19 protein-coding genes are annotated in these 21360 nt (G+C 56.0%); 8 read left to right on the top strand and 11 right to left on the bottom strand.

What is annotated here, in order from left to right; translation table 11 throughout:
* Window positions 1-131 precede the first annotated feature (131 nt).
* Entirely contained in the window at window positions 132-1700 is a 1569-nt protein-coding gene (gene xseA / locus RBB44_RS03150; RefSeq protein WP_306149834.1) for an exodeoxyribonuclease VII large subunit, read from the bottom strand.
* A 69-nt stretch (window positions 1701-1769) separates the two neighbouring features.
* Entirely contained in the window at window positions 1770-3026 is a 1257-nt protein-coding gene (gene ilvA, locus RBB44_RS03155) for a threonine ammonia-lyase IlvA (RefSeq protein ID WP_306149835.1), read from the bottom strand.
* A 190-nt stretch (window positions 3027-3216) separates the two neighbouring features.
* Here ilvA and RBB44_RS03160 point away from each other — a divergent pair, with 190 nt between their 5' ends.
* The 4 genes from RBB44_RS03160 (at window position 3217) to RBB44_RS03175 (ending at window position 8162) form a co-directional block, all read left to right on the top strand.
* Complete coding sequence (locus RBB44_RS03160) at window positions 3217-3975, top strand: 16S rRNA (uracil(1498)-N(3))-methyltransferase (protein ID WP_306149974.1); 759 nt, start codon at window positions 3217-3219, stop codon at window positions 3973-3975.
* A gap of 2 nt (window positions 3976-3977) precedes the next feature.
* Window positions 3978-5735: an adenylate/guanylate cyclase domain-containing protein gene (locus RBB44_RS03165; protein WP_306149836.1), complete on the top strand. Its 1758-nt coding sequence runs from the start codon at window positions 3978-3980 to the stop codon at window positions 5733-5735.
* 154 nt (window positions 5736-5889) lie between these two features.
* The gene (locus tag RBB44_RS03170) at window positions 5890-7263 is read left to right on the top strand and encodes a glutamate--cysteine ligase (protein ID WP_306149837.1); all 1374 of its coding nucleotides are present in this window, start codon (window positions 5890-5892) and stop codon (window positions 7261-7263) included.
* 140 nt (window positions 7264-7403) lie between these two features.
* Window positions 7404-8162: a DUF937 domain-containing protein gene (locus tag RBB44_RS03175; RefSeq protein WP_306149838.1), complete on the top strand. Its 759-nt coding sequence runs from the start codon at window positions 7404-7406 to the stop codon at window positions 8160-8162.
* 84 nt (window positions 8163-8246) lie between these two features.
* Here the strand turns inward: RBB44_RS03175 and RBB44_RS03180 are convergent, their stop codons facing one another.
* Window positions 8247-8573, bottom strand: a complete 327-nt coding sequence (locus tag RBB44_RS03180; RefSeq protein ID WP_306149839.1) for a DUF1127 domain-containing protein — start codon at window positions 8571-8573, stop codon at window positions 8247-8249.
* 246 nt (window positions 8574-8819) lie between these two features.
* Here RBB44_RS03180 and RBB44_RS03185 point away from each other — a divergent pair, with 246 nt between their 5' ends.
* Together RBB44_RS03185 and RBB44_RS03190 are read left to right on the top strand one after the other, a co-directional pair.
* Window positions 8820-9695 (top strand): LysR substrate-binding domain-containing protein, encoded by an 876-nt coding sequence (locus tag RBB44_RS03185; protein ID WP_133948492.1) that lies wholly within the window; start codon window positions 8820-8822, stop codon window positions 9693-9695.
* Window positions 9696-9796: 101 nt separating this feature from the next.
* On the top strand, window positions 9797-10687 hold the full coding sequence (locus RBB44_RS03190; protein ID WP_133948490.1) for a LysR substrate-binding domain-containing protein: 891 nt from the start codon (window positions 9797-9799) through the stop codon (window positions 10685-10687).
* Window positions 10688-10722: 35 nt separating this feature from the next.
* On the opposite strand, the gene RBB44_RS03195 is transcribed toward RBB44_RS03190, so the two are convergent.
* The 3 genes from RBB44_RS03195 to RBB44_RS03205 form a co-directional block, all read right to left on the bottom strand.
* Window positions 10723-11634: a DMT family transporter gene (locus RBB44_RS03195; protein WP_306149840.1), complete on the bottom strand. Its 912-nt coding sequence runs from the start codon at window positions 11632-11634 to the stop codon at window positions 10723-10725.
* 182 nt (window positions 11635-11816) lie between these two features.
* On the bottom strand, window positions 11817-12953 hold the full coding sequence (locus RBB44_RS03200) for an alpha-hydroxy acid oxidase (RefSeq protein WP_306149841.1): 1137 nt from the start codon (window positions 12951-12953) through the stop codon (window positions 11817-11819).
* 16 nt (window positions 12954-12969) lie between these two features.
* Entirely contained in the window at window positions 12970-13746 is a 777-nt protein-coding gene (locus tag RBB44_RS03205) for a FadR/GntR family transcriptional regulator (protein WP_306149842.1), read from the bottom strand.
* Window positions 13747-13959: 213 nt separating this feature from the next.
* On the opposite strand from RBB44_RS03205, the gene RBB44_RS03210 reads away from it, so the two are divergent.
* Window positions 13960-15273, top strand: coding sequence for a DUF3422 family protein (locus RBB44_RS03210; protein ID WP_306149843.1), 1314 nt, complete (start codon window positions 13960-13962; stop codon window positions 15271-15273).
* Window positions 15274-15333: 60 nt separating this feature from the next.
* Here the strand turns inward: RBB44_RS03210 and RBB44_RS03215 are convergent, their stop codons facing one another.
* The 5 genes from RBB44_RS03215 to RBB44_RS03235 form a co-directional block, all read right to left on the bottom strand.
* Window positions 15334-15732 (bottom strand): cytochrome c family protein, encoded by a 399-nt coding sequence (locus tag RBB44_RS03215; RefSeq protein WP_133948481.1) that lies wholly within the window; start codon window positions 15730-15732, stop codon window positions 15334-15336.
* A gap of 136 nt (window positions 15733-15868) precedes the next feature.
* Window positions 15869-16813, bottom strand: coding sequence for a LysR family transcriptional regulator (locus RBB44_RS03220; protein ID WP_306149844.1), 945 nt, complete (start codon window positions 16811-16813; stop codon window positions 15869-15871).
* Window positions 16814-17029: 216 nt separating this feature from the next.
* Entirely contained in the window at window positions 17030-18367 is a 1338-nt protein-coding gene (gene clcA / locus RBB44_RS03225; protein WP_306149845.1) for a H(+)/Cl(-) exchange transporter ClcA, read from the bottom strand.
* Window positions 18368-18545: 178 nt separating this feature from the next.
* On the bottom strand, window positions 18546-19316 hold the full coding sequence (locus tag RBB44_RS03230) for a L,D-transpeptidase (protein ID WP_306149846.1): 771 nt from the start codon (window positions 19314-19316) through the stop codon (window positions 18546-18548).
* A 248-nt stretch (window positions 19317-19564) separates the two neighbouring features.
* Entirely contained in the window at window positions 19565-20302 is a 738-nt protein-coding gene (locus RBB44_RS03235; protein WP_306149847.1) for a DUF2927 domain-containing protein, read from the bottom strand.
* Window positions 20303-20558: 256 nt separating this feature from the next.
* On the opposite strand from RBB44_RS03235, the gene RBB44_RS03240 reads away from it, so the two are divergent.
* A complete protein-coding gene (locus RBB44_RS03240) occupies window positions 20559-21314 on the top strand; it encodes a protein phosphatase CheZ (protein WP_133948473.1) in 756 nt (251 codons plus the stop codon).
* The last annotated feature ends 46 nt before the right edge of the window (window positions 21315-21360 follow it).

Genomic DNA, 21360 nt, shown 5'->3' on the forward strand with positions numbered 1-21360 from the left:
TCTTTTCTTGAAGCGGCAGTCTAGGGGCGGCGAATTAAGTGTTCAGAAAAGGAATGGATAAAATAGTTTTCAAATTGAGCGGTTTCGCAATCGGCATGATCAGAGGGTAGAGCAGGCTGCGTAAAACAGTCCTAAAACAAATTGCCTTGGCCAGCGGCGGGTTTTTGTGAAGCTGCTTTTTTGGGCGCGGAGGTTTTGGGTTTTTTCGGCGCTGAGCCGCCGCTCATGGCAACAGCATCAAGTGTACCGTCGGCCAGTTCAACAGACAGCGCTGCACCAGTCTCAACCGCGGAAGCGGATCGGACCGGTTGACCGTCTGCATCGCGCACCACGGCATAGCCGCGTGCGAGCACATCTTTGTAGGAGAGAGACTTTAAGAGTTTCTGCAGCCCGTCCAGCTTGGCTGTACTGTCCTTAAGCCGGGTCAGGTAAGCCCGGTCAAGCCGGTCGCCGAGGCCGGTCACACGTTCCTTGGATAGGGCGGTTTGCTGAGACAGTCGGGACGGTGTCAATCGGGCAACAACGGCGTCAAATGCCTGGCGTTTTTGCGAAATCCCGACAGATAGGGCCCGCTGCTGCCTATCCCCAGCAACCGAAAGATCTTGCCGCGCCTTTGTGCTGAGCCGCGTGAGCACGAAGGGGGACAAGCGCGCCGAAGCGTTCTGGTAGGTAGAGCGGTGATGCTTGGTGTTGACGATCAGGCCGCGTTCCAAGCTGTTGGCCGCCGTGTCGAACCGTTGCCTAGGCAAAGCCAGCAAATCTCGCGGGGCGGGGAGGGCAGCACTTGCGGCGCGCAGCTCCGTTCGCCGCGACCCGACAAACCTCTGCAAGCCGGTCGACAGTCGTCGCGCCCGGTCATCGACCATGGACATGAGCTCGGCCTTGACCGGAACCGCAATCTCGGCAGCCCCGGTCGGTGTCGGGGCTCTGAGATCTGCAGCAAGATCGATCAATGTCCAGTCGGTCTCGTGGCCAACGGCCGAAATCAGGGGGATCTGGCTTTCCGCTGCTGCCCTGACAACGGCTTCTTCATTAAAACCCCAAAGGTCCTCGATGCTGCCACCACCGCGGGCTACAATGACGAGGTCCGGGCGTGGAAACATCCCGCCAGGTTGCAAGGCGTTAAAGCCCCGGATGCCGTTGGCGACTTCCGCACCGCTTGTTTCGCCCTGAACGCGGACGGGCCAGACTAGGACATGGACCGGAAACCGGTCGGAGATGCGGTGCAGGATATCGCGGATCACCGCCCCGGTGGGGGATGTCACAACGCCGATTACATTTGGTAATGATGGCAGTGGGCGTTTGCGTTCGTCGGCAAAGAGGCCCTCGGCGGCAAGCTTCTTCTTGCGCTCTTCAAGCAACGCCATCAGCGCGCCGGCGCCTGCCGGTTCCAGTGCGTCGATGACCATCTGGTATTTGGATTGGCCCGGGAACGTTGTGATCTTGCCCGTCGCGATCACCTCCAGACCTTGTTCTGGCTGGATCTTCAGTTTGGACGCAACGCCGCGCCAGATAACACCGGACAGAACTGCACGGTCATCTTTGAGATCCAGGTAAATGTGGCCCGATCCCGGTCGCGAAATCCGTCCCAACTCGCCGCGCACCCGCACATAGCCAAATGCGTCTTCCATCGTGCGTTTGATGGAAAACGAGATTTCCGAAACGGAAAACTCAGCGACGTTGGATGAAGTATCGGCCAATTGCGTGATTCCCTTTTGCCCCGTGAAATTGGCGGTTGGGATGACGCCGGTCAAGGGCAGGTCACTAAGTCAGATCACGAAGTTCGCGATTGCCTCATTGTCGGTGATGTCTTCCCAGCGAATGTCAGACCGGTCGAAGCTGTCGTGCAAAGTTTGGAAGTTTTCCGGCTGTTTTGTCTCAATGCCTATAAGAACCGAGCCAAAGTTGCGGGCAGATTTTTTCAGGTACTCAAACCGGGCAATGTCATCGTCCGGGCCCAGCAAAGACAGGAAGTCTTTCAATGCGCCCGGACGCTGTGGCAATTGGATGACATAGTACTTTTTGAGGCCGGAGAACTTTAGCGCCCGCTCTTTCACCTCCGGCAGACGCTCGAAATCGAAGTTGCCGCCCGAAACCAAACAGACGATCTTCTTCCCCTTTACCTGCGCCGCTGGCAGCCGATTGAGCGCATCAATTGCGAGCGCTCCTGCGGGCTCCAGCACAATCCCTTCAATGTTGAGCATATCGATCATGGTCGCGCACACACCGTCGGTGGGGGCGAGGATTACGTCTTCTGGTGCAAAGGTGGAAAGCTGTTTGAAGTTTTCTGCGCCGATTTGGGCAACCGCTGCGCCATCGACGAAGTTATCGACCCAGTCAAGCCGCACCCGCTGATTTGCTTGGAGGCTGTTGTAAAGACTGGGAGCGTTTTCCGGCTCGACCAAACTGAATTTCGCGGTGAGGCCTTTTTCGGAAAAATAGCGGCTTACGCCCGCAGATAGTCCGCCTCCGCCGACCGGAAGGATGAGCCGGTCCCAGTTGGTGCCTTCAGGGGTCTGTTCCACGATTTCCTTGCCGACGGTGGCTTGCCCCAGAATGATTGTTTCGTGGTCAAACGGGGGCACCATCAGGCCGTTGTTCTGAGCACAGTATTCCAGAGCGGCCTTGTTGGCTGCGTCAAAGCCGTCACCAATGAGTTTGATGTCTACGAGCGGTGCGCCAAAAGATCGGGTCTTCTGGATTTTTTGTTGAGGCGTTGTGAGCGGCATGAAAACGATGCCCGGCTTGCCGAAATGCCGGCAGGCATAGGCAAAGCCCTGCGCATGATTGCCTGCGGAAGAGCACACGAAAAGAGCGCAGTCTGGGTCTTTGTCCAAGGCTTGATGGATAAAGGCATAGGCGCCGCGCACCTTGTAGCTGCGCACCGGGGTAAGGTCTTCCCGCTTGAGCCAGATGTCGGCCTGATGGAGGTCGGACAGATATTGGCTGTATTGGAGCGGTGTCGGTTCCAGAACTCCGGACAGGAGCTCATGGATCTTGGAGACATCGTCGGCAAACTGTCCCACGTGAATTGCTTTCCCGGTTATCGTAAATTGATGTCCTACTCATCTGAACGGGCCTCAAAAATCAAGGCCCGCAGTTTTTAAAACAGTCCCGAGGATTGAAAACTGCCTGGAAACAGGAATGCTGTGAAGCATCTGCCGTTTTGAAAAATCCGCCTTGAATCGAGCACATTCCACCGCCTACCTAAAACGCATGGGGAAATACGAGTTTAAAATGCAACGTCTTTTTCTGCGTCACATCCTGGCTGATGGCGCCCGTATCGAAGCGGATCGCGGGCAGGCGAACTACCTTCTGAACGTCTTGCGTTTAAAGGACGGGGACTACGTTCTGGTCTTCAATGGCAGCGACGGTGAGTGGCTGGCGAAGATCCAGAGCAGCGGCCGGCGTGCCTGTTCGCTGCAACTCATGGAACGGACGCGCGAACAATCCGCGCCAAATGACTTGATCTACATGTTTGCGCCGCTCAAGCACGCACGCTTGGATTACATGGTCCAAAAGGCGGTCGAGATGGGGGCAGGCAGTCTTATGCCGATCATGACGCAGCACACACAGTCCAGCCGGGTAAATGTCGAGCGCATGGAGGCAAATGTCATTGAAGCGGCCGAGCAATGCGGCGTGCTTTCTGTCCCTACGGTTTTGTCTCCGGTGTCGCTCAAAGATGTTCTAACCGCATGGCCTGAGGCACACGCTGGGCGAAAACTGCTTTTCTGCGATGAGGGCGAAGAGACCAACAATCCTCTTTTGACCCTTGTGCAGCTGAAAGAAAATGGACCGCCGCCGTTGGCCATTCTCATCGGGCCGGAAGGCGGGTTTTCGGAAGACGAGCGCGCACTTTTGAAAGACCTGGATTTCGTGACCTCAATCCCGTTGGGCCCGAGGATCTTAAGGGCCGACACGGCAGCAGTCGCAGCCCTTGCTGTTGTCCAAGCAACCGTCGGAGACTGGAAGTAGCCATGGACGAGGAGAAGCGCCCAGCAAAAGATATCTCTGCCTCAGGCAACGCTTCTCCAGCCCTTTCCCAGCACGGCGGGCCAATGCATTCGCGACGTGGCCGGAAACCTTTCAGAATACCGGTTGGTGTGGCGCTCGGGTTGGTTTTCTCGCTTCTGCTAGTCGCAATTTGCGGATTGATCATTGCTTACATGGCAGCTGCGGACCGGCGGATTGCGGGCCGCTTGCTGGATCAGCAAGCGGCGGCCATCCTGAATGCCAATCAGGCTGTTTTGGAGAAGTTCTTCTCTGAACAAGATGTTCTGCTTCGCACGATTGCAGTTCATGCTGCGGCGATGCAGCGGCACCTGAACAGCGACGATCTTGAGGCATATAAAAAGCTGCTTCCGGAAAATGCTGAGTTTGAACTTGGCCGATCGGTCATGGACGATGCGCCGGCCGACGAATTGCCGGACGTTGCATGGTCCGCATTTGAATGGCGCGAGGGGCAGGCGGAAGCCGTGAAAACTGCCGAATTGAACCTTGGAAACGGTCAGAGCCTGTTCGTCCATTATCCGCGGGCCGTGTTTCTTGATGTTGCCAGAGCCATGACCTGGGATAGCCGACAGCAAGTGTTTTTGCTCTCAGGCCGCAACAACGTGATTGTTGTCCACGGCTTGGAGGGAGTGGATTACTCGGCATCGCCGGAGACGCCATTGCCATCGCTCACAGAAATGACGGAAACACCGTTACACCTGATCTGGGATGTAGGGCGTCAGGCGCACATGATTGACGGACAGATTAGCGGACGTTTGTTTCCAGCTTTTGGCGGCTTCTACACCGCGATTTACACGGAGCTTGACACAGGACCTGCCGACGGTTGGATCATCGGAACGCTTTATCGAGCCGACCAATTCGGAGAAGCATTGGACCAGACCCAGGTGGTGCTCTACGCAGCATTGGCGGCGCTGCTCGCTGGAGCTGCCTTGTCTTTCATAGTTGGGCGCAAGTTGGGGCGTCCGCTGGGACGGTTGGCTGAAGCGGCCGCTGATCTCCGCAAGCTGGAATTTCATGAAGAACATCGTCTGCCGTCCTCACCTTTGGCAGAACTCAACGATGTTAATCAAGCCTTCAACGGGTCGATCGGCGCTCTCAATGCCTTTGCCAAATACGTGCCGCGTCAGCTCGTAACCCGGCTGATCGAAGAAGGCATGACCGACAGCCGGAACATTGAGCTCCGGGAAATGACGATTGTGTTCACGGACCTTGCAGGCTTCACCAGTTTGGCCTCCAATTTGAGCGCAGAAGAAACGGCGGCCTATTTGAATGGCTATTTCGAAACGGTCTCAAAGGTAATCGCCGACAGGGACGGGACCATCGACAAGTTTCTTGGAGACGGTGTCATGGCATTTTGGGGGGCTCCGTCCGACCAACCGGACCATGCCTCCAAGGCAATCGCGGCTGTCACGGCATTGGCCGAGCAGATTGAAAAGGACAGCGCGTTAAACATGCGCCTCAGGATTGGCATTCATACTGGCAAGGTTGTTGTTGGTGACATCGGCTCTGCCTCGCGAATGAATTATACGGTCATCGGTGATGCGGTGAACGTTGCAGCCCGCCTGCAAGAGTATGGCAAGCACGTTGACCCAGGTGCTAAGGTAATCGCGCTTGCAAGCGGAGACACCATGGCGCAATTGCCTGAAGGAGTGAAGGCAACCAGCCTGGGTCCTGTAAAACTCAGGGGCCGTGAGGAGGCTTTGACGGTCTTCAGGATTGCGTGAGGCGCACCTGCGTGTCGCATCTGCGCTTGCATTCTACTTTCAAGACTCCTAAATCACCGGAACTCATAAACGCCGGAAAAGGCATCGGATCATCGCGGTTTTAAGGGGGCTGGGCTCCTTATGATTTGCACCGCAAACACTGAAGGATGGTTGTATGGCCCGCGATACGGTCGATGCCACACCGATTGAAACGGTCGCTGATCTGGCGGCAACACTGGAAGCGGGTTGCAAACCGACAAGCGATTTCAGGATCGGGACCGAACACGAGAAGTTCGGCTTCAATATAAAAGACAATTCACCAATCCCCTACGGCGGCGCCAATGGTGTCGAAGCCGTCCTGGAAGGCATGGAGCGCCTACTCGGTTGGGAGCGGATCGAGGACGCTGGAAAGATCATTGGCCTCGCTGATGATCAAGGCGGCGGTGCGATCTCCATCGAACCAGGTGGCCAGTTCGAATTGTCCGGCGCGCCGCTCGACAATCTCCACCAGACCTGCCGCGAAGCCAACCAGCACCTAGCCCATGTCCGTCAGGTTGCAGAGCCGCTGGGGGTCGGTTTCCTGGGTATTGGTATGGCGCCAACCTGGGCCCGGGCAGACATGCCGCGCATGCCGAAGTCGCGTTACGACATCATGACAAATTACATGCCGAAGGTCGGATCCCTTGGCCTCGACATGATGTACCGCACGTCGACGATCCAAGTGAACCTGGATTTCGAAACCGAAGCGGACATGGTCAAGAAGATGCGTGTCGGCTTAGCACTCCAGCCAATCGCGACGGCTATCTTTGCCAATTCTCCGTTCACCGACGGCAAGCCGAATGGCTTCAAGTCCTTCCGGGCCCAGATCTGGACCGATACGGACATGGACCGCACGGGCGACATGCCCTTTGCCTTTGACGACGGCTTCGGCTTTGAACGCTATGTCGAATGGGCTCTGGATGTGCCGATGTATTTCGTCAAGCGGGGCACTGAATATCACGATGTCACCGGAACCACGTTCCGGGCCTTCATGAATGGGGCCCTAGACGGCAAGATCCCGGATGCTCGTCCGAGTCTTGGTGACTGGAATAACCACTTGTCGACCTTGTTCCCGGATGTGCGGCTGAAGAAATACATCGAGATGCGGGGTGCCGATGGTGGCCCATGGCGCCGGATATGCGCGCTGCCCGCCTTGTGGGTCGGACTGCTCTACGACACCGGTGTTCTGGATCAGGCGTTTGAACTGGTGAAAGACTGGACAGCAGAAGAGCGGGCAGCTTTGCGGGCTGGTGTGCCGGAAACCGCATTGCAGACACCGTTCCGCACTGGAACCGTGCTGGATGTTGCCAAGGACGTCTTGGCGTTGTCTCAAGAAGGCCTCAAACGCCGCGCCCGCATGAGTGATGGCGACCTGGATGAACGGGTCCATCTGGCACCCGTTGAGGAAGGTCTTGCAGCAGGCATGTGCCCGGCCGACATTCTTCTTCAGCGGTACAACGGATCGTGGAACGGAGATCTGTCACAGATCTTCAGGGATTACGCCTACTGATCCTCTCAAGAGCCTAAGTGGTTTTTCTTATCCCGGCAAAAGCTTTGCCGGGATCAATTGACGTTCTGCCATGAAGCAGTCACTGTGAGCGAGATAGCCTTGTTTCTCAGGGCCTTGCGCAAGACAGTCGAGGCAGCGTGATGACAGCACATGACAAGGCGGCGCCGCCGTTCGATATCTTCTCCTTGAGCAAAGATATGCAAGAGCGCTTTGGCTGGTCCAATGACGACCTTAATCGTGTCATGGAACATCTGATGCCTGCCGCGCTGTCCGGGTTTCAGCACTTCGGTACGCCGAGCAAAAGCATGCCAGACTGGTTTGCTCAAGCATCTCAACTGTCAGCCGGTTCCGGCAATCCCTTTGCTGATTATGCAAAATTTTTCCAAGCCCCCACACAACAATCCCTGACGCCATTCTTCGGTCCGGAAGCCGTTCAGCAGGCCGTTGCTGCGCAGATTTCCACAATGACCGGGGTTCAACGAGACGCTGTGCAGGAGTTGATGCCGGTTGCGGCAACACTTGCCTTTGGACAAGTGGCGAGGCCTTTCTTGCAAGGGGAGGCTCAGGTCCTGTTGGATGCCTACCTGCGCGGCTTTGCGCGCGGGCGGCCAAAACGGGCGCCAGCTCCAATCGATTACCTTCAAGGGTACACGGAAGCAATGAATGCCTTCTGGGGCTCGTTCCTGCAACCTGCCGCGGCGCGCCATGTCGAGGATGAAGCTGAGCTGGAGCCGGAGCTCGAAGACGATCTGGTCGATGAAGAGGTCGAGACAGACGAGGCGTCGGAATTCGATGAAATGGTGTCCGGTTGGATGTCGGCTGGGCGCGACTTGCAGTCCAGCCAGTTCAAGGCGTTTGACGATTTCTTCGCGACAGCTACCAAAAACCTCGGCAAATAAGACGAACAAAAAAAGACCCGCCGAAAAGGCGGGTCAGTTGACGTCAGCAAGGCTTGCCGACAGGGGCTGCTAAACAATTTCCAATCAAGCTGCGATTTCCGACCGGGGATGTGCCGGAATAACTGTCAGTCTCGGAGCTTTGGGACCCTCGTTGGCGGCACGGGGCATAGGCTGCAGCGCGGTGATGCTGTGCCCGTTGGCCATCTGCGTCAAAAAAGGTACCGGGTCGGTGTGGACCGGTAGCGCGATGGCTCGTCGAACATCGCTCCGGGTCAGTCCAATGTCCTTCAATGCAGCGTCGCTCAACTCCGAGAGCTTGCCCATTTGGCGGCGGTTCTTGAACACGCGCAGGGCACGGGCAACCAACTGCCCGGAAAGAGCGAAAATGGGGTGGTGTGCGATATGTGACATGGCGTAATTCTCCTGTGAGCCGCCGGAGGAATTTCCGGCTGCTTGTTCCGCGCCCTTGGGGCAGTCCTTTGTTTGGAACACGCTCTAAATGCGATGTATTAATCCATTATTCCAACGAATGTTTTTGATATGAATAATCAGATATTGTGATATGAAGACTGTATCTTAGGAAAAACTCGCGGATTCGAGCCAATTCGAATGGCTTGGTTCCGATTTTGAATCTTCAGAAATTATTGGTGAAGCGGCATGTTAGACTTGGATCAGCTGCGGACATTTGTTGCCATTGCAGAAAGCGGAAGCTTTACCAAAGCTGCTGACAACGTGCACAAGACTCAGTCAGCGGTCTCCATGCAGATGCGCCGTCTTGAAGAGCGGATTGGAAAACCGCTGTTTGTTCGTGTCGGGCGGCAGTCCCGCCTGACCGAACACGGTGAACGGCTCCTGCACTATGCCAGACGACTTGTGCAGTTGAACGATGAAACACTCGCGGCGTTTGATGACACGGAACTCGCTGGACTGGTTCGTTTGGGCACACCGGATGATTACGCTGACCGGTTTCTACCAGAGATCCTCGCAAGGTTTTCAAGATCCAATCCAAAGGCTGAAGTGAGTGTTGTATGTGCGCCGACGCCGAACCTTGCGGACATGATCGGCGAGGGCGAGCTTGATGTGGCAATCATCACCCACGTTCAGAAAAAAGGGCGCAAAAACGTGGAGATCCTGCGCCGGGAACCATTGCTCTGGGTCGCGTCTGCTCGTCATGCAACGGAAAACGAAGCGGTTCTACCAATGGCCTTGGGCCGTGCAACATGTGACTGGCGCAAGGCTGCATTGAGTGCGCTGGAGGACCAGCTGCGCGAGTACCGTCTTTTGTATTCCAGTTGGAACTCAACCGCTGTTGGGGCTGCAGTTTTGGCTGGCTTGGCAATTTCCGTTTTACCTGAATCTGCGTTGCGCTCAGGAATGCGGGTTCTGACAGAAGCGGATGGGTTTCCTCGGCTTCCGGACTGCGAGATTGGCATCATGCGATCCTGGCACAACAATTCACGCGTAACAGATGCCTTGGTGGAACACATCATGTCGTCCCTCGACAATCTTTCGGTTCCGCAAGCGGCGGAATGATCACAAATTGAATTGCCATAAAATTTGATGTAAGCAGGATCAATCAATCATATTTTATGATGGTCTTGTGACTGCGTTATGTGTCCATTTGGGAGAGCTCCATGAGCCACGCGCTGGATATTGATCAGCTTCGGACGTTTCTCGCGATTGCCGAGCTCGGTAGTTTCACAAAGGCCGGAGAAGCGGTTCACAAAACCCAGTCCGCCGTTTCCATGCAAATGCGCCGCCTGGAAGAACGGGTTGGGCAGCCCATTTTCATCAAAGACGGACGGCAGTCGCGTTTGACTGAACAAGGGCTGCGTCTGGTGGAATACGCCCGTCGTATGATTCAGCTGAATGATGAAACCTTGCTGGCCTTCAACGGCAAAAAGGAGGTTGGTTTCGTCAAGCTTGGCGTCCCTGACGATTATGCTGATCGGCTGCTTCCGCAGGTGCTTGCCGCGTTTAATCGGCTCAATCCGTCGATTGAGGTTCAGGTCGAATGCACCAGCAGCGCAAAGTTGACAAAAGCCGTCCGCGACAATGAGCTCGATGTTGCGATCACGACATCCGGTGATACCAGTGAGTTACGCGGTGAAATCATTCGGCGTGAACCCCTCTACTGGGTCACTTCTGAACAGCACAGCGCGCACACACAAGATGTTTTGCGGCTTGCGCTTGGCCCGTCCAGCTGCAGTTGGCGCCGGTTGTCCATGGATGCTTTGGACCGCGCCGGACGCCAGTACCGCGTGTCCTATACGAGCGCGAGCGGCTCGGCCCTGATCGGGGCTGTGCAAGCTGGACTGGCGCTAACGGTGTTTCCCGAAAGCGCTATCCGGGATGGCATGCGGATCCTGGACGAAAGAGACGGCTTCCCGGCCCTACCGCATTGTGACATCGCCATGCTGCGTTCAGATAACGCCCGCCTGCCGATGCATGACCGGCTGTGCAATCACATCATCGCGGCCATTGGCAATGTGGGGACAGTGTCTTCCCGTGAGGCGGCCGAGTAACTCTTCGGGTCCCAGATCATTCGTTGAAATCTGACCTATCGAGCGCGCAACATCATAACGTTGCCGCCAATGACGCAGGCGAGGCCGCCGATTGCGAGCGGCGTCCACTGGTAGCCTTCAAAGATCGTTGACAGCGCCAGCGCAACAATCGGGAACAGCACTGTGGCGTATCCCGCTCGCGCGGAGCCGATCCGTCCAAGGAGCGTCAGGTAGGACGCAAACGCAATGACCGAGGCAACCAAGGCCAGGTAGATCAGGCTGCCGATGTATGGCAGCGTCCAGTCAACCGCAAAGCTTTGCCCACGGATTGCAGAAAACAGTCCGAGGAATATCATCCCGTAGACCATTCCCCAGGCAGTTGCGGGCATGACCCCAATCCCGCGGCGCTGCGTATCAGCGGACAACATGTTGCCAAAGCAGAACGACAAGGTCCCACAGATACAAAATCCCAACCCGATCGCGACACTTGTATCGAGCTGCGTTCCGGCCATCTCCGGCAAAAACATCAGCGCAATGCCTGCGACGCCGAGAAAGCCAGCGGCCAGAGTGAGTGCGCTCGGGCGTTGACGGAAGAGAACAAGTCCCAGAAAGACGTTAAAGACAGACGCCGTTGAAAACACTACGGCCAAAAGCCCGGAGGGTAGATAGGCGGCGCCATAGTAGAACAGGGTGAAGTTCGTTGAAAACAAGAGCGCGCCAAGTCCGGCGAAGCGAATGTGATCTTTCAGAGGAAAGGTCAGGGGATAACCTCGCATGCGAACCCAGGCCATCATCATCGCTGCGGCAACTACGAAGCGCCAAAAGACGGACACTTCCGGGGCGACACCAGAGATCTGTCCTTTCATCGCAATCCAGCTGAAGCCCCAGGCAAAAACCGTGGCGGCATAGAGACCAAGGTCAGTAGAGTCCATACCGGACCGGTTCAGCGTTGGCTGGGCAATGCTCATGGGAAATACTCGTTTGTGCAGGAACAAGCACAATTTGAGCTTCAGAATACTTCAGCGCAAATGATAGTTTTTGATGAGATGATCAGCTCTGTGAATGGGAGCTGGTGTCCTGCGATGCGCCGCCTGACGACACGAAGGCTTCAGGCGGCACAGATTTTTCAGTTAGGAAACGCCCGGATTTCCTAAAGGACGAGATTGTGCCTACCGACCTTCTTGACGTCCGTCTCGCCGCAGAGGCCCATGGTGACATCAAGTTCCTTGTGCATGATCTCAAGGACTTGGCGAACGCCAGGCTTGCCCATAGCGCCAAGACCGTAGATGAAAGCGCGTCCGATGTAGGTGCTGTGGGCCCCCATGGCGACAGCCTTGAAGACATCCTGGCCGGAGCGGATGCCGCCATCGACGTGAACTTCAACTTTGTCGCCAACGGTGTCGACGATATCGCGCAAGATGTCATAGGAGGCGAGGGCGCCATCCAGCTGCCGGCCGCCGTGGTTCGACACAACGATCGCATCTGCACCGAGATCCGCTGCAATTCTGGCATCTTCAACGTCGTTAATGCCTTTCAGGATTAGTTTACGGTCCCAGTGTTTTTTGACCCACTCGACTGACGACCAGTCTAGCGTCGGGTCGAACTGGCTGGCCGTCCATTCGGCAAGCGAAGTCATATCTTCAACACCGGAAACATGACCGACGATGTTGCCGAACTCGCGCCGCTTGGTTTGCAGCATGTTCCAGCACCAGCGTGGCTTGAAGGCAAGATCAACGAGCACATGCGGCTTCGGTTTTGGCGGTGTACTGAGACCGTTCTTGATATCGCGGTGCCGTTGACCAAGAACCTGAAGATCCAGCGTCAGGACAAGAGCCGAACAGCCAGCCGTGTGAGCGCGTTTCATCAGGTTCTCAGAAAAGCCTCGATCACGCATGACATAGAGTTGGAACCAGAACGGGTTTTTGGTGTGTTCGGCAACATCCTCGATGGAGCAAACGCTCATTGTTGAAAGTGTGAACGGCACTCCGAATTCTTCGGCAGCTTGTGCTGCCAGGATTTCACCGTCTGCATGCTGCATCCCGGTCAACCCGACCGGTGCGAGTGCCACAGGCATAGCGACATCCTGTCCGATCATGGTTGTTTTGACCGATCGGTTGTCGATGTTGCGCGCAACGCGCTGGCGCAGCTTTTGCCTTTGAAATGCCGCCTCGTTGTCCCAATAGGTGCTTTGGGTCCAGGACCCCGTGTCGGCATAGTCATAAAACATTTTCGGGACCCGCCGTTTGGCAAGAGCCTGCATGTCGGCGACGTCGGTTACAATCGGCATATCGTTTTCCCCTGAGCTATTTTTTTACGGCTCGATCGGAAGCTTGTGTGCGGCGCAGATCGGCCAGTTTCTCGCGCTGATCCAGCTGTTCCTTGGCAGCGAGTGTGGCGCGGACATAATCAATGTGTTCTTCCGCGCAGCGCAGCGCGAGCTTCGGATCTCCAGCGGCAATCGCCTCAAACACCGCCTTGTGCTGTTTCAGCACTTCAGCCCGTGCCGATGTGTGATGGTAGAGACGGCCTCTGTTCAGAAAGACCCCGTTTTCGAAAAGCCGGTAGCAGGAGTGGAGCGTGTGCAGCAGCACCACGTTGTGTGCGGCTTCCCCGACAGCATGATGGAACTCCACGTCCAGACGACTTTCAACAAGAGGGTCATCCGCTGCGTACGCAGTGTCCATCTGCTCAACGATGTCACTTAGCCTGCGGATATCCGAAGGAGCTGCGCGCATAGCCGCCATAGCTGAGGCCTGACCCTCAATGCCTCGGCGGAAATCAAAATAGTCGCTCACCGCAGATGGGTGCCGGGAGATCAATTGCACGATTGCTTCGGAAAAGATCGGCCCAATGAGATCACAGACGAATGTTCCACCGCCCTGGCGCGCTTCAATAAGGTCCCGGTCTTCCAGAGTTTTAAGCGCATCCCGCAACACGGGTCGGGATACATGAAGCTGATCTGCCAACACGCGTTCCGCCGGCAGCCGGTCACCGGATTGAAGGACCCCCTTGAGGATCAGTTCTTCAATTTGATCGACGGCGGCGTCGGCCGTTTTATGAGTGTCTATCGGCTGAAACATCGGTTTTTACGCTGTGATTACCGTGCGAAAATAGTCGAGCCGATAAAATTGGTCAAATAATTTATCCAATTATTAGATCGCAGCTGATGCAACCAAGCAAAAAAGGCCGCACGTGCGCTTATGTCATCTTTCAAGAAATTCAAAATGCCTGTGGTCTTGAGCAATTGAAACCGCCATGCTGTACCGGCTGTTGAGCGCAAGGAGGGGCTGTCGTTGGAAAAAAACCTGGATACCGGTGGGGCACTGCCCACATTCCGCACGTCACCCCTGAGGCAAAGGGTACTCGGTGAAGTTCACGCGCGACCTTTCCGGCCACTTGCAACCCCGCGAACGGTTCTCCACTACGCCTTTTTGACCAGCAGTGATGAGGCGGCAGCTGACAAGGAATGGCTGAAAGAGTTCTGTACATCCAGAGGAGTGGCCGGACCGGCCGATGGAGCTCGGTATCACACTCTGGAGTTCGGTGAGGGGCACTTGAGCTGGGAGCAGCACGCCGAATTCACCACCTACACCTGGGATGGCTCAGCTGATCTTGACCACTTGTTTGGCGCGCCTCCGGCGGGCCACCCTTTTGGGGCGGCTTTCCGGGCACCGGGCGAGTTGCTCGTTGCTGTGCGTCTGGAGCTGAGGGAAGAAATTGAGGAAAGCCGCTGGCGGCCCACCTTCGAAGAAGGCAGCCTGACAGTCTCATCGCTCGAGCGCGGACAAGCGACTGTTGCAACAGATTTCCGTCAGGATGGAGACGGTTTGTCCCGGTTTCTGGTGTTGAACCACTCCATGAGCGACGTGCAGACCGGGGCGATTGTTCAACGGCTTCTGGAACTCGAGACCTATCGAACACTGGCAATGCTGGGCCTGTTCGAGGCGAACACCCTGTCGCCCGATATCCGGAAGTTTGAGATAGAGCTTGCCGCTTTGACCGAACAAATGAAAACAGCAACTGGCCTCGACAGCAATCGAAACCTGCTCAACAAGTTCACGGAACTAGCAGCTTCGCTGGAGGCCGGCGCAACAGCGAGCACCTTCCGCTTTGGTGCGAGCCGCGCCTATTATGAGATCGTGAAAATCCGATTGTCTGCCCTTCAAGAAGAGGCCATGCCGGGCGAGTTGACGATGTCGTCTTTTTTATCCCGCAGGTTGTCGCCTGCGATGCGCACCTGTCAGGCTATTGAAGATCGTCAGGCGATGCTGTCGCGCAAGTTAGCAAGAGCGACCAATTTGCTGCGCACGCGGGTTGATGTGGATCTGGAACAGCAAAACCGCTCACTTCTGGAATCCATGAACAGGCGGGCACGGCTGCAGTTGCGTCTGCAGCAGACGGTTGAAGGTCTGTCGGTCGCAGCTGTCAGCTATTATATCGTGGGTCTGTTTTCCTATTTGGCGAAGGGGGCGAGCGGATCGGGGCTTCCGTTACCGCAGCCTTCGGTCACAACGGCAATCGCCGTACCGGTTGTTGTCTTGTTCATTTGGTGGACGGTGCGCAGAATACGGGCACATCACGTCAAACAGGACAAAGACGACCTTTAATTCTCGCAAAATAAAAGGCCGGGTCTGAAACCCGGCCCTTCTTGAATTTGAGGAACGAACTTAGTTCGTTGTTCCGTCTTCGCTGTATTGTGCCAGATATGCGATCACATCGGCACGATCTTCGTCTTTGCGAAGACCGGCGAAAGCCATGCGGCCTTTCGGGATCACGTCACGCGGCTTCAAGAGGTAGGCGTCAAGGGTCTCTACGTCCCACACGCGGCCTTCACCTGCGCCTTCCATCAGGCTGGGTGAGTACTTGTAGCCTTCAATTGTGCCCCAAGCGCGCCCAACGACGCCATTGAGCTGCGGGCCAACTTTGTTTTTCGCGTCTTCGCCTACGGCATGGCAAGCCGCGCATTTTCTGAATACTTTTTCGCCATTGGCCGGGTCGCCCTCAGCGCTGGCTTGTGCCGTAAATGCAATTAGCGCAGTGCCGGCGATCATCAGCAGTCGCTTCATGTGTATCTCCCTCAAATTGGGCAATGACTGCCCCTTCACAAATCAACAGTATGTTGCGTGTCGATGCAAGCGACGCGCCGTCGCAGGCGACACCAAGACACAGTTGCACCAAATTCGACCCGCGAAAGCTTCTCCCTCAGCTCGCTTTCGCAGCTCTCGGCCGGTGTAGCCAATCCTCCAAACCGGCATCCCAATAAGGCGAAGAGCCGTAAAGGGCAGCAAGGAAGTCTATAAACACCCGAACTTTCGCAGGCAGGAACTGCCGGCTTGGGTATACCGCATAAAGCCCCACATCTTTGGAGGCCCTATACTCAGGCAAAAGGATTTGAAGCTTTCCGTCACGCAACTCCGGTCCGATGTCCCAAGTCGATCTCAACGCAATTCCAATGCCTGACAAAAGGCATTCACGGACCACTTCACTGGAGTTCGTCTTAACTGGTGATTGTGTCCGCACGGTCTCAATGCCGTTTGGACCCGCCAGCCGCCATGGATCCTGATTGGCAGCTGCTAAGGTCACGTGATTGGCAAGAAGGTCGTCGATGGACTGAGGAGTGCCGTATCTTTCCAGATACTCTGGACTCGCACACAAAATGCGATGAACAGGAGCAAGACGCCGCGCAACGAGGCTTGAATCGCTGAGTTCTGCGATCCGAATTGCCAGGTCATAGCCTTCGCCGACGATGTCAACGAATTCGTCCGACAGGTCCAGATTGATGGAAAGATCCGGATTGTTGGTCAAAAACTTACCGACATGTGGAGCAATGTGCAGTCGCCCAAAGGAAGTGGGGACAGCAACTTTCAGGTGACCGCGCGCTTTTGCGGATCCGCGGGACACGAATGATTCAGCTTCTTCAACTGACGCAAGGATCGCGATCACGCGTTCATAAAAGCCTTGGCCGGCTTCTGTCATTGCAATCTGGCGCGTGGTCCGTTGAAGCAGGCGGCTGCCGAGTTTTTCTTCAAGTCGGCGAATGCGTTTGGAAACAACGGCCGGTGACAGGTTCATTTCGCGGCCCGCCGCCGACATGCTGCCCGCACTCACGACCCTTGCGAAAATCTCCATATCCGTCAGGTTGCTCATATTTAGACTCTCAGAACACAACAGTTGTGTGTTGGTATCGGTTTCGCCGCGCTCGAAATCGGCCGTATTCAAACTTCTTTGGCCGCCGCATGTTGTTACGCGTTTTCAGCTCATTCAGATCAGATAGGGGCCGCAAACTGGAAGGAAACCTCTTAATGTCGGCTGTCCTGTCCCTTGTCCGAACTTCAAAAAGGCCTTCAGGCGGCTGAATAAGGCTTAGCTTTTTCGTGTGCCAAGTTGGACCGGGGTCTTGTCTGGCTCAGCATCGGGGGCCTGTCCGGCAAGTCTCAAGGTCCGTTCCAGCAACTGCTCATAGATAGGCCGTCCGCCCAGATGATGCGCGGTCAATGCCGCAACTGTGCAGGTTACAAGGACCGGCAGGATCAGCGCATATGCACCGGTGAGCTCCATGACCAGGACCACTCCGACCAGTGGCGCGCGAACGGAAGCTGCAAAAAAACCACCCATGGCCGCAATCGCACAGGCGGCTTTGAAGTCGGCATCACCGACCGGGATAATGTCTGTCGTGATTGCTCCGAACGCCAATCCTGCGCAGGTCGCAATCGACAACATCGGGGCAAAAATCCCGCCCGGCACGCCCGAGGCATATGAAAAAAGCACGCCGCCGAACCGGAACAAGGTCAGCAGCAAAAGTGCGAGAATACCGTAATCCTTGGTGACGAGATCCCGGACGAGATCCTCGCCGCCGCCCGTTGCATCGGGAAACGCGACAAGCAATATGCCAGTCGCAGCGCCAATCATCATGGCAGGGATCCAGCGCGCGCCCTTTGGAATGGCGTGGAAGAGGTCCATGACCCTTAATAGCGCCCAATTGAAAAAGACGCCCAGGAACCCGAGGCACACGCCCAAGAGCCCAAGAAGGGGAAAACTCCAGACCGGGATGTAAGTGACTTCAATGAGGAGTGGCGGGCCGATATGCGTCAATTGTTCGGTGATGGCCGCGCTCAGAATCGATGCGATGATGACGGCCATGTAGGTCCGGTAGCCAAAGGGAAACTGCCGGCGGGTTTCTTCGACAATAAAGAGGATCGCTGCGAGCGGTGCATTGAACGCCGCCGCCAGCCCTGCGGCAGCACCTGCCGCGAGCAGCCCCTTATGGTCTGCCGACTGCAATCCTTGTGATCTGGAAAGCGCTTCTGCGGTCATCGCGCCCATATGAATGGTTGGCCCTTCGCGGCCGAGAACCAAACCGGAGCCGAGTGCGAGCAGGCCGCCAAAAAATTTCACCACGAGAACCCGTGCCCAATGCAGCGGGCGTTTGTCTTCCATCGCCCCTTCAATTTCCTGGATGCCGCTGCCAGCGGCTTCTGGAGCAAAGCGGGCGACGAGAAAAAAGGCTCCGGTGACGCAAACCGCGGAGACGACCGCAGAGACGACATAAGTTAGCATGCTCGAGCCGATGCTCGCGCGCAGGTTGGCATAGGTCGAGATGAGAATTTCCACACCGGAGTGGAAACCGGTGGCCAGACCGCCGACAAGAATCCCAACAAGAGCAGCCTTCAGAAAGTACGGAGTGTCTGAGGTTTTCAGCAAATTTTGGGCTTCCAAGAGTATGCGAGAGACCGAAGTTTAACTGTGGCGGAGCGATGAGCATAGTTTCGCACCGATTTCACTATTGCAGCAAGAAGTCGATCGCAGGCCGCACCCGCTCAAACGCAAAAACGCGCAGCTGAAGCCGCGCGTTTTGGATGGCTGTTGCGGGTGGCCGCCTTTAGATGACGTGCACCGTTGTGCCAACGCCGACCCGCTCGTAAAGATCAATGACATCTTCATTGCGCATGCGGATGCAGCCGGAGGAGACGGCGTGCCCGATCGTCCAAGGCTGGTTGGAGCCGTGGATCCGGTAAAGTGTGGAGCCAAGATATAGGGCGCGTGCGCCAAGCGGGTTGTCTGGTCCGCCTGCCATGAAGACCGGCAATTCCGGCCGGCGTTTGCGCATGGCTGCCGGTGGGCGCCAATCCGGCCACTCGGCCTTGCGGGTGACCTTGTGCGACCCGGCCCATTCAAAGCCCGGCTTTCCAACACCAACACCATACCTGCGGGCGGTCCCATCATTCTGGATGAGGTAGAGATACCGGGCATTTGTATCGATCACGATCGTGCCCGGCTTGTACTTGCTGTCATAGCTGACGATTGTCGGCAAAAACTGCGGAGCAACCTGGCGGGTCTGAGTACGCTGTTGTGGCTGCTGCCGAACGGGCTGTTGACGCGGCGACCACCAATTGGCCCGCTGAACACGAGGCTGTTGGACCTGGCGTTGAACCCGAGGCTGCTGGACTTGCCGCCGCGTGGGGGCAGCGGTGCGCCGCTGCACACGCGGCTGGAGCTGCAGCATCCACGGTTCGGTGAGATTTGGGCTCAGGACGAGCGGCGGTGGTGACACCTGTCCAGCTGCGGCAGGACCGGACGCAAACCCGCTGGCCACAAAAGCGAGACCAGCTGCAATCACCGCGACAGGCACGGATTTGGATAATGAGAACATGGCACAACTCGTTACTTATGGATAACCACGTTCAGCGGAACTTTCGCCCCGCCGGTTAACGGATTGGCAACGATGATAGGTGTGCGGGCTGTGCCAAAGATGAATCAACGGCATCTGGTGCCGACATTCGGCATTTATGGTTAGTTCTTGGTTGAAGAACGATATGAATCGAAACTTAACATGAAAGACGTGCTGCTCAGAGCGGGTTTCTTGCCATTGAGAACATGAAGGTTTTGATGAAAGGATGGTTAACGCACGCGTCTGCGGGCATCGCGCGCGATTTGAAGCAGAATGTCTTGTGTTTGCTTCACGGACATGCCCGGCTTGATCCGCGGGTCGTAAAGCATGTTCAAAATGATCTGGTCGAAGACCGTAAAACGGTTGTGACGCGAGGAATCGTTAAAGACCGAATGCACCAGTTTGTGATTGTCATTCATGGGACCAAGCCCCTGCAGCACTTCTTCAACAAGGCAGCGCTGAAACAGGAATTCGCCTTCATCAGAAACGATCACCGCAGCTGAACGCTTTATGCCGTTCCGGCCTGAAATGACACGGACCAGGCATCGCCCTGGAACCTTTGCCTTCGGGTTCTTGTAAATGTCGGTCCGCACCACCGGTTTGTATTGTTTGCGGTCAACAACATAGATCTCGAAATTTGCGTCTGCTGGCCGCCTGACGACCGTAGCAGACAAACCGCTCACCCGCCGATCGATCTCCTTTACAAAGCGGCGGACTGCGGCCGTTCGGTCCCGGCGTGCAAGGTTATGGATATAAAAGCGGACCGGTGTCGTGAATTTTTTGACCAGGTAAGGCCGCCATCCCCAACTGCGGTGTTCAAGACCGAAGACAGTCTGTTCAAATCCGAACATGATGTCTTCGGTGGTAAAGGCTTCACTCGACGCCCGGGCTGGCATGCTTGCCGACAAAGCCAACATTGTCATGAAAATCAGGATCTTGCGCATCATGTTCGCTGCAATGGACTTCACTCCGATCTATGCCGAATTCAGATCACGCCCCTGCAAACTTGTCCAGTCCAATACCGGAATGTGATCTTCAACCGGCACCAGCTTGTTTCTGTTCTAGGCAGTGTTGGCAGGGTGCGAGTGCGCCGCCTTGTAACCAATGCGGGAAACCATTGGCCGATGTTGTTAGTATCGAAAAAACAATTCCTTAAGCTTCCGTCGGTATAAGGACCAAAGCGTTATGAGAACAAGCCTGCAGGGGCCAGGGACGGGAGTAGGTATGACCGCTGTGAAACGATCCTTCCGAGCGGAAACCTTAATACGTATGGAATCCGTATCGAACACGGACCCTGCGTTTGCCGAAGAGCGTCGGCATCAGGAAGTTTTAGCTGAACTCTCGACCTTAAAGGCGATGATCCAATCGGGCGAAGGTCAGCAGCAACAAGCTGCACTTGACCCGGAAGCCATGAGCCAGAAGTTCATGTCCGAGTTCCGCAAGGAGCTTTCGGAAGCGGCAAAGCTCAAGGTGGAACTGGACGCGATCTATGAAGCGATCGCCCAGACCAAGAAGGAAATCGCAACCCTGCACCAGAAGACCGGTTCGGAAGGCGAGGATATGACTCGCGTAACGAATGAGCTTGATGCGGTCGTGGTAGGGACTGAAGGCGCGACAGAAAGCATTCTGTCAGCCGCCGAGTTCATTGATGAAACCGCGAACACTCTGTCCGCCCGTCTGAACGGGCAGGATTCAGAGCTTGCCGGTGACATCCAGGACCGCGTAATCAAGATCTTTGAGGCCTGTAACTTCCAGGATTTGACCGGTCAGCGGATTACAAAAGTGGTCGGTACACTGCGCTTCGTTGAAGATCGCATCATCCAGATGATGGACATCTGGGGCGGCATTGAGAGCTTCAAGGACATTGAAGTTGAAGAAGCCAAAGCCGCGGAAGGCGATGCTGCGCTGCTCAATGGCCCGGCACTGGAATCCGATATCGATGTTGCAACCCAGGACGACATCGACGCGCTCTTCGCTTAAATACTGTCCATAAGATCTACAAGACCCGGCCATTGAGCCGGGTTTT

The sequence above is a fragment of the Roseibium sp. MMSF_3247 genome, assembly GCF_030733765.1.
Classification (GTDB): Bacteria; Pseudomonadota; Alphaproteobacteria; order Rhizobiales; family Stappiaceae; genus Roseibium.